The following is a 12,877-nucleotide window of genomic DNA, read 5'->3' as shown; positions in this document are numbered from 1 at the left end:
CAAACAAGGTGGTCGTGACGCGTGGGCTTTTATTCCAGACCTGGCATGGCGTGAAAGCCCACGCCGTTGCTGCCGGTCCGCTGACAAAAATGCGTTTCCATGTCAAAAGCTTAACGTCAATCGCCAAGCTCTGCCCACACGTTTCTGGCCGTTATTGAACGGCCAGCTTACTTCTTATACTCGTCATACTTGCGCATATCGCCGCGCACCAGCTCGGCCGGGTACTTGGCGCGGTTGAGCACCATTTTTTCCTCGACCGCCGCGAACAGGTCGACGTCGAGTTTATCCGCCAGCCGCACTAGGTAGACCAGCACGTCGGCCATCTCGTGGCGCACCTCGTTCAGCTTGGCGGCGCCGAGTTCTTCGACCCGCCCCGACGGCAGCCACTGGAAGTGTTCCAGCAACTCGGCCGCCTCGACGGAGAGGGCCGAGGCGAGGTTCTTGGGCGTATGGAACTGGTCCCAGTCGCGCTCGTCCACGAAGACGCGGACGAGGTCGCGCAGGCGCACAAGATCACTGTCCGCGGCGTTCGTCACGCACTTCCCCGTCTTCCAGGTAGCCATCGAGCACGCGCTCGAGCTTGGGCGCGATCTCGTCGAAGCTGCTGACCGTGATGCCCAGGTCGCGCAGCAGGCCGTCGTGCACGCCGTACACCCAGCTGTGGATGGTCAGCGGCTGGCCGCGTTCCCAGGCGTCGCGCACGATGGTGGTGTGGGCCGTGTTCATCACCTGTTCGGCCACGTTGAGTTCGACCAGGCGGTTGGTGGCGGCGCGGCCGGCCACGTTGCCCAGGTACTTGCCATGCTTTTCGCGCACGTCGCGCACGTGGCCGAGCCAGTTGTCGGCCAGGCCGACGCGGATGTCGGTCAGCGCCGCATGCACGCCCGAGCAGCCGTAGTGGCCGCAGATGATGATGTGCTTCACCTTGAGCACGTCGATCGCGAACTGCAGCACCGACAGGCAGTTCAGGTCGGAATGCACGACCACGTTGGCGATGTTCCGGTGCACGAACAGTTCGCCCGGCGCCATGCCCAGCAGCTCGTTGGCCGGCACCCGGCTGTCCGAGCAGCCGATCCACAGGTATTCGGGCGCCTGCTGGTCTTGCAGCGCCTTGAAGAAGTTCGGGTCCTCGGCCACCATCGAGGCGGCCCAGGTACGGTTCCGTTCAAACAGCTCCGCCGCGGTCAAACCCTTGGTCTTGTACTTGTCCATCGTGATTCCTTATATTGTCGTGTTGCCGTCGCGCGGGAGGTGTCCCGGCTGACGTTGCCTGGCCCATCTCGTGCGGGCGTTTCGGCGGGTGCTCCTCAAAATTACGTGAAGTGTAACAGCGTTGCAGGGCCGCGGCGCTGCCGGGCCAGGCGAAAAAAACCGCCGAGGGCGCGTGCCGGTCGGCGGTTGGGTAGTGCGGATGGGCTTATTCGAAGAAGTCCTTGACCTTGTCCATCCAGCCCTTGCTCTGCGGGCTGTGCTTGGAACCGCCTTCGGTGGTCAGGCGGTCGAATTCGCGCAACAGGTCTTTCTGCTTGTCGGTCAGCTTGACCGGGGTCTCGACCGCCACGTGGCAGAACAGGTCGCCGGTATAGCCCGAGCGCACGTTCTTGATGCCCTTGCCCTTCAGGCGGAAGGTCTTGCCGGTCTGCGTACCTTCAGGCACCGTGAACGACACCTTGCCGGTCAGCGTCGGCACTTCGATCTCGCCGCCCAGGGCAGCCTTGCTGAACGAGATCGGCATTTCGCAATGCAGGTCGTCGCCTTCGCGCTGGAACACCGCGTGCTGCTTGATGTGGATTTCCACGTACAGGTCGCCCGGCGGCCCGCCGTTGGTGCCTGGCTCGCCATTGCCCGACGAGCGGATGCGCATGCCGTTGTCGATACCGGCCGGGATTTTGACTTCCAGCGTCTTGTTGCGCTTGATGCGTCCGGCGCCGCCGCAGGCCGCGCACGGCTCGGGGATGATCTTGCCGCTGCCATGGCATTTCGGGCAGGTCTGCTGGATGCTGAAGAAGCCCTGCTGCATGCGCACCTGGCCGTGGCCGGCGCAGGTGGTGCAGGTCACCGGCTGGGTGCCCGGCTTGGCGCCGCTGCCGTGGCAAGTGTCGCACTTGTCCCAGCTCGGCACGCGGATGGTCGTGTCGAAGCCGTGGGCCGCCTGTTCCAGCGTGATTTCGAGGTTGTAGCGCAGGTCGGCGCCGCGGTAGACCTGGGGTCCGCCGCCGCGGCCGCCGCGGCCGCCGCCGAAGATGTCGCCGAAGATGTCGCCGAAGGCGTCGCCAAAGCCGCCCGCGCCGCCGCCGAAGCCGCCGCCCATGCCGCTGTTCGGATCCACGCCGGCGTGGCCGAAGCGGTCATACGCTTCGCGCTTCTCCGGGTTGGTCAGCATCTCGTAGGCCTCTTTGACCTCCTTGAACTTCTCTTCCGCTTCCTTGTTGTCCGGGTTGCGGTCAGGGTGGTACTTCATCGCAAGCTTGCGATAGGACTTCTTGATCTCGTCTTCCGACGCACCCTTTGCGACCCCGAGGATCTCGTAAAAATCACGCTTCGCCATGGTCGGCACCTAATTTGTCTGCATCTGATGTGTTGAAACCAAAAAAACCGAGCCGATGACCAGTAAAGGTGTCGGCTCGGCCTGTGCGCGGGAAAGTAGTCAATCCCGCGCCAAAGACGCTTACTTGGCGTCCTTCACTTCCTTGAAGTCGGCGTCGACCACGTCGTCGTCCTGCTTGGCCGACTGTTCGCCGCCAGCCGCGCCGGCAGCGCCCGGGCCACCTGCCGCGCCTGCCTGCTGCGCCTGCATATCGGCATACATCTTCTCGCCCAGCGACTGCGCCGAGCTCGACAGGGCCGCGGTCTTGGCGTCGATGTCGGCCTTGTCGCCGCTCTTGATCGCGCCTTCCAGGTCGGCGATCGCCGCTTCGATCTTCTCTTTCTCGCCCGCGTCCAGCTTGTCGCCGTATTCGGCCAGCGACTTGCGGGTCGAGTGGACCAGCGCGTCGCCCTGGTTGCGGGCTTCAGCCATTTCCTTGACCTTCTTGTCTTCTTCGGCGTTCAGCTCGGCGTCCTTCACCATCTTCTGGATTTCTTCTTCCGACAGGCCCGAGTTGGCCTTGATGGTGATCTTGTTTTCCTTGCCGGTGGCCTTGTCCTTCGCGCCGACGTGCAGGATGCCGTTGGCGTCGATGTCGAAGGTCACTTCGATCTGCGGGGTGCCGCGTGCTGCCGGCGGGATGCCTTCGAGGTTGAATTCGCCCAGGCTCTTGTTGCCTTGCGCGATTTCACGCTCGCCCTGGTAGACCTTGATGGTCACGGCCGGCTGGTTGTCGTCGGCGGTCGAGAACACCTGCGAGAACTTGGTCGGGATCGTGGTGTTCTTGTGGATCATCTTGGTCATCACGCCGCCCAGGGTCTCGATGCCCAGCGACAGCGGGGTCACGTCCAGCAGCAGCAGGTCCTTGCGCTCGCCCGACAGGACCGAGCCCTGGATCGCGGCGCCGACGGCGACGGCTTCGTCAGGGTTCACGTCCTTGCGCGCATCCTTGCCGAAGAACTCCTTCACTTTCTCTTGCACCTTCGGCATGCGGGTCATGCCGCCGACCAGGATGATGTCGTCGATGTCCGAGACCTTGACGCCGGCATCCTTGATCGCGATGCGGCATGGCTCGATGGTCTTGGCGATCAGTTCCTCGACCAGCGATTCCAGCTTGGCGCGGGTGATCTTGAGGTTCAGGTGGACCGGCGCGCCATTGGCCATGGCGATGTACGGCTCGTTGATCTCGGTCTGCTGCGACGACGACAGTTCGATCTTGGCGCGCTCGGCCGAAGCCTTGATGCGCTGCAGGGCGATCGGATCCTTCGACAGGTCGAGGCCGTTGATCTTCTTGAATTCGTCGATGATGTAGTCGATCACGCGCTGGTCGAAGTCTTCGCCGCCCAGGAAGGTGTCGCCGTTGGTCGACAGCACTTCGAACTGCTTCTCGCCGTCGACGTCAGCGATCTCGATGATCGAGACGTCGAAGGTGCCGCCGCCCAGGTCATACACGGCGATCTTGCGGTCGCCCTTGTCGGTCTTGTCCAGGCCGAAGGCCAGCGCGGCCGCGGTCGGCTCGTTGATGATGCGCTTGACGTCCAGGCCCGCAATGCGGCCGGCGTCCTTGGTCGCCTGGCGCTGCGAGTCGTTGAAGTAGGCCGGCACGGTGATGACGGCTTCGGTGACTTCTTCGCCCAGGTAGTCCTCGGCGGTCTTCTTCATCTTGCGCAGGACTTCAGCCGAGATCTGCTGCGCAGCGAGCTTCTTGTCGCGCACGCCGACCCAGGCGTCGCCGTTGTCGGCCTTGACGATCTGGTAGGGCATCAGCGAGATGTCTTTTTGCACTTCCTTCTCGTCGAACTTGCGGCCGATGAGGCGCTTGACGGCGAACAGGGTGTTCTTCGGGTTGGTGACGGCCTGGCGCTTGGCAGGTGCGCCGACGAGGATCTCGCCGTCTTCCTGGTAGGCGATGATCGACGGCGTGGTACGCGCGCCTTCGGCGTTCTCGATCACCTTCGGGGTACCGTTTTCCATGATGGCGACGCAGGAGTTGGTGGTGCCCAGGTCGATACCGATGATTTTGCCCATGATGTGTTCCTTTAGTATTTGTGGATTTCTGATGGATTCAATATTGGGAAGGAGCAGCGTGCTTTCAAGTGGCTCAGTTGACAGCGTCAGTTAGAACACACACAGATGCCGCTGCCGCTCCTTATTTCGGCGCCGCGGCGGTCACGATGGCCGGACGCAGCAGGCGGTCGGCGATCATGTAGCCCTTTTGCAGCACGGTGACCACGGTATTGGCTTCCTGCTCCGACGGCACGACGGCCACGGCCTGGTGCTTGTTCGGGTCCAGCTTGTCGCCCGGCTGCGGCATGACTTCGACCAGGCGGTTCTTCTCGAAAGCAGCGGTGAGCTGCTTGAGCGTCATTTCGACGCCTTCCTTGATCGACTCGACCGTCGGGGCTTCGACCTTGACGGCCATTTCCAGGCTGTCGCGCACCGGCACCATGGCCTCGGCGAAGCTTTCGATGGCGAATTTGTGGGCCTTGCTCACGTCTTCCTGGGCGCGGCGGCGGATGTTATCGGCCTCGGCCTTGGCGCGCATGAAGGCGTCATGCATTTCGGCCAGCTTGGCTTCGGTGGCGCTCAGTTGTTCTTCGAGGCCTGGCTCGGCGGATGGCGCGGCAGGCGCTTCGGCTTGGGCGTTCGCACCCTCAGTGGCGTCAGCGACAGGCGCTTCGCCAGGTTGCTGGTCGAGCACCTCTTTGTTTTCTTGGTCTTGCATCGGAAAAACTCCTAGAATCAAGGACTTGGCTGAGTTGAAAACGTATCCTGATCGATACACAGCGCCCCAGATGGGGCGATCTCCTACAATTTCAAGGGGAATTGCAGGGATGTCATCTGAAAATGGGATAAATACGCCACCCAGCACCAACAACCTGGCATTTTAGCAGGTTGTCAATAAGCAAGCGCTGGTGGCGCCCATGGAATCGATGCCGGCCTGGCGCCGGCAGGCGGGCTCAAGCGCCCAGGCGGGCCGCGTTCTGCGCGCCGCGCTCGGCGTCGAGGCGGCGCGCTTCGCGCTGGGCCGGGGTCTGGATCGTGGGCCAGCCGATCAGGTGCTGCTCGGCGATTTCGGCCATGCCGCGGATCCACGCAGGCGAGGCATTCAGGCAGGGGATGTAATGGAAGTCCTTGCCGCCGTTGGACTCGAAGTCGTGCCGCACTTCCATCGAGATTTCTTCCAGCGTCTCCAGGCAGTCGCTGGTGAAGCCCGGACAGATGACGTCGATGCGCTCGACCCCGTCGCGCGCCAGTTGCTGCACGGTCGGCGCGGTGTATGGCTGCAACCACTCGGCCTTGCCGAAGCGCGACTGGAAAGTGACCAGGTACTCGTCCGGCCCGAGGCCGAGCGCTTGCGCCAGCAGGCGCCCGGTCTTCTGGCATTCGCAGAAATACGGGTCGCCCAGTTCCAGGGTGCGCTTGGGCGTGCCGTGGAAGCTCATCACCAGCTTCTGGCCGCGGCCGTGGGCGTCCCAGTAGGCCTGCACATTGTCGCGCAGCGCGTGGATATAGCCTTCGTGGTCGTGGTAGTGCTTCACCAGGCGCAGCTCGGGCACGTTGCGCACGCGGGCGTAGTGCTGGAATACCGAGTCCCAGATCGAGGCGGTGGTGGTGCCGGAATATTGCGGGTAGGCGGGCAGCACGACGATGCGGTCGCACCCGTCGGCCTTCAACTGGTCGAGCACGTCGGGCAGCGCCGGCGAGCCGTAGCGCATGGCCATCGCCACCTTGACGTCTTCGTGGCCGCGTTCGGCCAGCATGGCCTGCAGTCTGGCCGCCTGCTGGGCGGTATGGATGCGCAGGGGCGAACCCTCGCGGGTCCAGATGGTGCGGTACTTGGCGGCCGACTGGCCGGAGCGAAACGGCAGGATGAACAGGTTCAGGATGAACCACCAGATGCGGCTGGGGATCTCGACCACGCGCGGATCGGACAGGAACTGCTTCAGGTAGCGGCGCACGCTCGAACGGGTCGGCTCGTCCGGGGTGCCGAGGTTGACCAGGACGATCGCGCTGTGCGGTACGGCGCCGTGGAGATGAGGCGGTTCTTTACGAAATGGCATAGACAGTGGAAGAAAATATAAGCTGTCTATTATAAGTGGGGGCTGTCGGCAAATCGGATGGCGCCTTCCTTTGCCGGAGCGGCGCCACCGCCTTCCGTGGCGCTGCCGCCACGGAAACTGTTTTATCTGCCGGGAATCAGGTGTTCACGTGGCGGCGCACGTCGATATTGCCGCGGGTGGCGTTCGAATAAGGGCAGACGATGTGGGCTTTCTCGACCAGTTCTTCCAGCTGCGCCTTGTCCATGCCGGGGGCCGAGATGGTGAGGTCGACTTCGATGCCGAAGCCGGTCGGGATCTGGCCGATGCCGACGTCGCCGGTGATGGTCAGGTCTTGCGGCAGCGTGACCTTGGCCTGGCCGGCGACGAATTTCAGGGCGCCGAGGAAGCAGGCCGAGTAGCCGGCCGCGAACAGCTGCTCCGGATTGGTGCCCGGGCCGCCACCACCGCCCAGTTCTTTTGGCGTGCTCAGTTTCAGGTCAAGGACGCCATCGGAACTTTTGGACGAGCCTTCACGGCCGCCTTGCGAAGTGGCTTGGGCGCGGTACAGGACTTTTTCGATGCTCATGCGATTTCCTTCCATGGTTGAGGTTGGTGGACGATGCTGCGGCGTGAGGGCTGCAGGTCGAACATCACTCTGCCACAGAATGAAGAAAGCGACATGACGACTAATTGGATAGGTGCGGATCGGGAACTACGCTGGTGCCCGCGCCCTGATAACGTCGTTCCCGCGAAGGCGGGAACCCAAGTCCTTCGAGCAGCCGGCTGCATCAAACCGTGATGGTACGCATCCAACTTGGGTTCCCGCCTTCGCGGGAACGACGTGCTGAGGCTGCGGGCTACTTCAGCGTCGTCACGAAGCCAGCAACTCCCGCGCATGCTTGCGCGTAGTCTCGGTAATCTCGATCCCGCCCAGCATGCGCGCCACCTCTTCGACCCGCGCGCGGCTATCGAGCACGTCGATGCGCGATACCGTGCGGCCCTCGCCGGTCGTGCCCTTGGCCACCTGGAAGTGCTGGTTGGCCTGGCTCGCGACCTGCGGCAGGTGGGTCACGCACAGCACTTGCCGCTGCTGGCCCAGGCGTTTCAACAGGCGCCCCACCACCTCGGCCACGCCGCCGCCGATGCCGGTGTCGACTTCGTCGAAGATCAGGGTCGGCACCGTGGTCGCGTTGGACGTGATGACCGAGATCGCCAGCGAGATGCGCGCCAGTTCGCCGCCCGACGCCACCTTGGCCAACGGCCGCGGCGCCACACCGGCGTGGCCGGCGACCAGGAACTCGACCTGTTCCAGGCCATGCGCGCCCGGCTCGCCGCTATTGAGACCGATGGCAAAACTGCCGCCGCTCATGCTCAGTTCCTGCATCGCCGCCGTCACCTGCGTGCCGAGCTCAAGAGCGGCCTTGGTGCGGCGCTTCGACAGCCGCCCGGCCACGTCCATATACACACCCTTGGCTTTTTCTTCCTGCTTGCGCAAGCCCTCGATATCGGTGGCATCGGCCAGCTGGCGCAGCTTGATGCCGAGCGCCGCGTGCTCTTGTGGCAGTTCTTCAGGCGTGACGCGGTACTTGCGGGCAGCGCTGTGCAGCGCGTCCATGCGGACATCGACTTCGCGCAGGCGGTCGGGGTCGAGTTCGACCTTGTCGATGTAGTTGTTCAGCTCGGACACTGCCTCCTGCAGCTGGATGCGGGCCGGCTCCATGCAGTCGAGCACCGCCTGCAATTGGGCGTCGACGTCGACCAGCTTGCCCAGCTTGGCATTGAGCGAAGACAGCTGCGACAGGATCGGATGCTCCGATTCCGAGATCGCCGCCAGCGCTTCCTGCGCGCCTTCGAGCAGGCTGGCGGCGTGGGAAAGGCGGCTGTGTTCATTGCTGATCTCGACCCACTCGCCGGCCTTCGGCGCCAGCTTGTCGAGCTCGCTCACCTGCCACTCGAGGCGCTCGCGTTCGATCAGCACGTTCTTGGCATTGGTCTCGTACTCTTCGCGCTGGCGCACCAGCGCGCGCCAGGCGCGCCAGGCTTGCGACACCTCTTGCGCCTCGATCCGCGCCTGCGGATCGCGCACCGCGATCTGGTTGTCGAGCAGCGCGCGCTGGGCGTCCGGCTTAAGCAGCGACTGGTGGGCATGCTGGCCGTGGATGTCGACCAGCAGCTCGCCCAGTTCGCGCAACTGGGCCGCGGTAGCAGCCACGCCATTGATATAGGCCTTGGAGCGGCCGGCGTTGTCGATCACGCGCCGCAGCAGCGCCCCGCCCTCCTCCACGGCGAATTCATGCTGCACCAGCCAGGCACTGGCCGCCTCGGTCGGCGAAAAATCGGCCGTGATATCGGCCTTGGCCGCGCCTTCGCGCACCATGCTGGCGTCGCCGCGCCCGCCCAGCGCCAGTTGCAGCGCATCGATCAGGATCGACTTGCCGGCGCCGGTCTCGCCGGTGAACACCGAAAAGCCGTTCGAGAACTCCAGTTCGATGGCGTCGACGATGACGAAGTCGCGGATGGTCAGTGTGCGCAGCATGAAAAATCGGGTCTCCGGTGATTGGCGATTCTGTGGCGGACGAGTCGGACGATGAAGCCGGCGTGTTACTTGAGCCGGCCGTCGTTGGTGGGGTATTCGTTCCAGTGCAGCTTCTGGCGCAGCGTGTGGTAGTAGCTCCAGTCGAGCGGATGCAGGAAGGTGATCGTGTGCGGCGAGCGCGAGATGACGATCTGGTCGCCCAGTTGCAGGCTGGTGAAGGTCTGCATGTCGAAGTTCACGCTGATGTCGCGCCCGCTGACCAGCTCGACCACGATCTCGCTGGTATCGGGCACCACGATCGGCCGGTTCGACAGCGCATGCGGCGCGATCGGCACCAGCACCGTGCCACCCAGGCTCGGATGCAGCAACGGCCCGCCGGCCGACAGCGCATACGCCGTGGAGCCGGTGGGCGTGGACACGATCAGGCCGTCCGAGCGCTGGTTGTACATGAACTGGCCGTCGACGGTCAGCTTGAGTTCGACCATGCCGGCGCCGGTGCCGCGCGCCACCACCACGTCGTTGACGGCCACGCTGCAGAAGATCTGCTCGCCGTCGCGCATCACGCGCGCCTCGAGCAGGGTGCGTTCTTCGGCGCGCGAGCGGCCCTGCAGGATCTCACCCAGTGCCGGCAGCATGTCGTCGAGCGGGATGTCGGTGATGAAGCCGAGCCGGCCCAGGTTGATGCCGACCAGGGCGATGTCGTATTCGGCCAACTGGCGCGCGATGCCCAGCATGGTGCCGTCGCCGCCGACCACGATGCCGATCCTGGCCTGCGCGCCGATCTCGGCCACGGTCATCGAATCGATATGATCGAGCTGCAGATTGGCCGCGGTATCGGCTTCGAAGACTACGCGGTAGCCCGCCGCTTGCAGGAAATCGCGGATGCGGCCGACCGGCTCTTCGACACCTGCCGTATTGTGCCGCACCACGAGCGCGATGATCTGTTGCGGTTGGGGCGAAGCGGGCATGACGGTCTCTGCGGTATAGGGTTGAACGACACGCTGGAGATTAACCGATAATCCCTGCGGCTGCCATACGGCGCTCGGCCATTACTGTATAGATGAACAGTATAGCGGGCGCCGCCCCTGACCTGCAAGTTCAGGTCATCAGTACCTGGCTGAACACCGTCAATACGGCCGAGGCGATGCTGATCGTGTGGGCGAAAATCAGCAGGAGCCAGCGCACGATGGTCACGGTCCAGCCGCCGCCATAGACGCGGCGCATCGCCACTGGCAGGTAAAACGTCAGCCAGACCAGCAGCATGAAGACAACGAAGCTCCAGCTGGCGGGCACAAGGATCATCGCCGACAGCAGCATGAAGGCGAAGGCATTGGTATGCAGGGCGAACAGGAAGTGTTCGCCGTAGCGACGCCCCGACCCCAGGTACAGCAGCTTCAGGTAGAACGCGAACAGCGGCATCATGGCGAAGATCGCGTAGGGCGTGTAGCTGAAGAACACCAGCTTGAATGCCGCCCTCTGTTCTTGCGGCGACATGGCGGAGAAGCGCGCCACTTTTTCCTGCAACACCGGATGCATCGTGCTGGTGCGCTCCTTTACCTTGCCGACTGTTCTTTCGAACTGATCGGCATGTTCGGGCAGCGCTGGGCCGAACAGGGTGTCCTTGGCGCGGCCGTCGGCCACCGCAGCCGCCAGCTCGGGCGTCGGATCGCCCAGTTGGATCAACATCTCCGTTCCACTGAGCTTGAAGATGGCGAAGAAGATGATGCTGAATGTGAGATAGACGCGCAGCGGCTCCAGGTAGCGTACGCGCCGCCCCTCGATGTATTCGCGGGTCAGCACCCCCGGGCGGGCGATCAGCAGGGCCAGTGTCTTCCACAGCTTGCCTTCCAGCGCCACGTAATGGGCGATGAACTCGTGCAGGAATTCGCGCGCGCTCGGCACATGCAGGTGGGTGGCCTGCCCGCATTGCTGGCAGTAGTTGCCCTGCGTGGTCGCGCCACAGTTCTTGCAGGCGATGTCGGTGTGGTGGCTCAGGGTGTCGGTGCTCACGGCGCGCCTTCGGTCAATACATTCAGCCTCCCATCTTAGCCATGTAATTGCAAAAAAGCATCTTCAAATTACGCGATTCAATTGCGCGACCCGTTCACTGGCAGACCGTTAGGATGATGATGACGAAAATGCAAAGGAGAGCACCATGGTCACCGAATCCAAGGACCGGTTCGTCAATACCAAGGAACCGATGAGCAACGATGGCGTCAAACGCCAGCCGCATGAACGCGACGAGACGCCCGATGGGCAAGACCAGGAGCCGCGCGGCGTCATGAAGCAGGCGGCCAAGGACCTCGAGCAGGGCCTGGTTGACACCGACTCGCGCAACACGCCCGGCATCTCGGAGGCGGTCGATCCCGCCCCCGGCGCCAGCGGCCAGGCCAAGCCGCAGCCCGACCGGCATCGCGACATGCGCGACCACGACGCCGAGCCTGCACCCGAAGACAACGACGACAAGGAAAGGAAGTAAACAGATGACGATCAAACGCGATGGCAGCGCCGTCTGGAGCGGCGGTATCAAGGACGGCAAAGGCCAGGTCTCGACCGGCAGCGGCGCTCTCAAGGACCAGCCTTACGGCTTCAATACCCGCTTCGAGGACGCACCGGGCACCAATCCCGAAGAGCTGATCGGCGCAGCCCACGCCGGCTGCTTCACGATGGCGCTGTCGGGCCAACTGGGCAAGGCCAACCTCACCGCCGACGAGCTGCGCACCAAGGCGACCGTGTCGATGGAAAAAGTCGATGACGGCTTCTCGATCACGGCGGTGCACCTGGAGCTGGTGGCGAAGATCCCCGGCGCCAGCCAGGAAGCCTTCGACAAGGCAGCCAACACGGCCAAGGAAAACTGCCCGGTCTCGAAACTGCTGAACGCGAAGATCACGCTCGACGCCAGGCTCGAGAACTGATCCGGCGTGCCGCGGGCCGTCCTGCCTTCGGCGGCTCCGGCAAGGAAGCCGTCGAACGCATAAAATGGCGGTTCTTCGAAACACATAGGGCAAGCCAAAATGCGCATCCTGCATACCATGTTGAGGGTCGGCGACCTGCAACGCTCCATCGACTTCTACACCAAGGTGCTGGGCATGAAACTGCTGCGCACCAGCGACAACCCGGAGTACAAGTACAGCCTGGCCTTCCTCGGCTACGGCAGCAACCCCGACCACGCCGAGCTCGAGCTGACCTATAACTGGGGCACCGACAGCTACGACATGGGCAGCGCCTACGGCCACATCGCGATCTCGGCCGAAGACATCTACGCTACCTGCGACCAGGTGCGCGCGGCCGGCGGCAACATCACCCGCGAACCGGGTCCGGTCAAGGGCGGCACCACCGTGATCGCCTTCATCACCGATCCCGATGGCTACAAGGTCGAACTGATCGAACGTGCCGACCATGCTGGCGGCGGTGGGCTGAGCAACTAGACCCCAAGCAGAAACTTTTGCTCGCTGCTACAATCCCCTCGCCTATCCAACAGGCAATCACACTGTAATTACGTCTTCGGGGCGGGGTGCAATTCCCCACCGGCGGTATGACCTTCACAGGTCGAGCCCGCGAGCGCCTGTTCAGGTTGTCACTGAACAGGGTCAGCAGACCTGGTGAGAAGCCAGGGCCGACGGTATAGTCCGGATGAAAGAAGATGTGCGCTGTCATGCGCCTGGTCACCTGCATACTGCGGTTGAACAGGTGCGCGGTCTCGCTTTGCCC

At 63.6% G+C, this 12,877-nt stretch carries 13 protein-coding genes and 1 riboswitch; of the genes, 3 read left to right on the top strand and 10 right to left on the bottom strand.

Annotated features, from left to right (window positions below):
- Positions 1 to 167: 167 nt before the first annotated feature.
- The 10 genes from Q9246_RS00695 to Q9246_RS00650 all read right to left on the bottom strand — a co-directional run bounded on the left by Q9246_RS00695 (position 168) and on the right by Q9246_RS00650 (position 11,176).
- The gene (locus Q9246_RS00695; RefSeq protein WP_422802346.1) at positions 168 to 536 is read right to left on the bottom strand and encodes a nucleotide pyrophosphohydrolase; all 369 of its coding nucleotides are present in this window, start codon (positions 534 to 536) and stop codon (positions 168 to 170) included.
- Positions 514 to 1,212, bottom strand: a complete 699-nt coding sequence (gene can / locus Q9246_RS00690) for a carbonate dehydratase (protein WP_306394661.1) — start codon at positions 1,210 to 1,212, stop codon at positions 514 to 516. Before can ends, Q9246_RS00695 begins: the two co-directional genes overlap by 23 nt.
- A 205-nt stretch (positions 1,213 to 1,417) precedes the next feature.
- Entirely contained in the window at positions 1,418 to 2,548 is a 1,131-nt protein-coding gene (gene dnaJ / locus Q9246_RS00685) for a molecular chaperone DnaJ (protein WP_306394659.1), read from the bottom strand.
- A gap of 120 nt (positions 2,549 to 2,668) precedes the next feature.
- On the bottom strand, positions 2,669 to 4,615 hold the full coding sequence (gene dnaK, locus Q9246_RS00680; protein ID WP_306394658.1) for a molecular chaperone DnaK: 1,947 nt from the start codon (positions 4,613 to 4,615) through the stop codon (positions 2,669 to 2,671).
- 121 nt (positions 4,616 to 4,736) lie between these two features.
- The gene (grpE, locus tag Q9246_RS00675; RefSeq protein WP_306394656.1) at positions 4,737 to 5,312 is read right to left on the bottom strand and encodes a nucleotide exchange factor GrpE; all 576 of its coding nucleotides are present in this window, start codon (positions 5,310 to 5,312) and stop codon (positions 4,737 to 4,739) included.
- 235 nt (positions 5,313 to 5,547) lie between these two features.
- Positions 5,548 to 6,651: a ferrochelatase gene (gene hemH, locus Q9246_RS00670; protein WP_306394654.1), complete on the bottom strand. Its 1,104-nt coding sequence runs from the start codon at positions 6,649 to 6,651 to the stop codon at positions 5,548 to 5,550.
- Positions 6,652 to 6,787: 136 nt separating this feature from the next.
- Positions 6,788 to 7,216, bottom strand: a complete 429-nt coding sequence (locus Q9246_RS00665) for an organic hydroperoxide resistance protein (RefSeq protein ID WP_306394652.1) — start codon at positions 7,214 to 7,216, stop codon at positions 6,788 to 6,790.
- 285 nt (positions 7,217 to 7,501) lie between these two features.
- The gene (gene recN / locus Q9246_RS00660) at positions 7,502 to 9,166 is read right to left on the bottom strand and encodes a DNA repair protein RecN (protein ID WP_306394650.1); all 1,665 of its coding nucleotides are present in this window, start codon (positions 9,164 to 9,166) and stop codon (positions 7,502 to 7,504) included.
- Positions 9,167 to 9,231: 65 nt separating this feature from the next.
- Positions 9,232 to 10,134 carry an NAD kinase gene (locus tag Q9246_RS00655; RefSeq protein WP_306394649.1) on the bottom strand — a complete coding sequence of 301 codons (903 nt, stop codon included), beginning with the start codon at positions 10,132 to 10,134 and terminating at the stop codon, positions 9,232 to 9,234.
- A 130-nt stretch (positions 10,135 to 10,264) separates the two neighbouring features.
- Positions 10,265 to 11,176 carry a DUF3667 domain-containing protein gene (locus tag Q9246_RS00650; RefSeq protein ID WP_306394648.1) on the bottom strand — a complete coding sequence of 304 codons (912 nt, stop codon included), beginning with the start codon at positions 11,174 to 11,176 and terminating at the stop codon, positions 10,265 to 10,267.
- Between the two features lie 145 nt (positions 11,177 to 11,321).
- Between Q9246_RS00650 and Q9246_RS00645 the strand changes: the two genes are divergently transcribed.
- The 3 genes from Q9246_RS00645 to gloA all read left to right on the top strand — a co-directional run bounded on the left by Q9246_RS00645 (position 11,322) and on the right by gloA (position 12,594).
- A complete protein-coding gene (locus tag Q9246_RS00645) occupies positions 11,322 to 11,645 on the top strand; it encodes a hypothetical protein (RefSeq protein ID WP_306394646.1) in 324 nt (107 codons plus the stop codon).
- Between the two features lie 4 nt (positions 11,646 to 11,649).
- On the top strand, positions 11,650 to 12,081 hold the full coding sequence (locus Q9246_RS00640; protein WP_306394644.1) for an OsmC family protein: 432 nt from the start codon (positions 11,650 to 11,652) through the stop codon (positions 12,079 to 12,081).
- 99 nt (positions 12,082 to 12,180) lie between these two features.
- Entirely contained in the window at positions 12,181 to 12,594 is a 414-nt protein-coding gene (gene gloA / locus Q9246_RS00635) for a lactoylglutathione lyase (RefSeq protein ID WP_306394643.1), read from the top strand.
- 68 nt (positions 12,595 to 12,662) lie between these two features.
- Positions 12,663 to 12,815, top strand: a riboswitch (FMN riboswitch).
- Positions 12,816 to 12,877: the final 62 nt, after the last annotated feature.

Source organism: Telluria beijingensis, from assembly GCF_030770395.1.
GTDB lineage: Bacteria > Pseudomonadota > Gammaproteobacteria > Burkholderiales > Burkholderiaceae_D > Telluria > Telluria beijingensis.
This window is presented reverse-complemented; position numbering and strand designations above follow the sequence as displayed.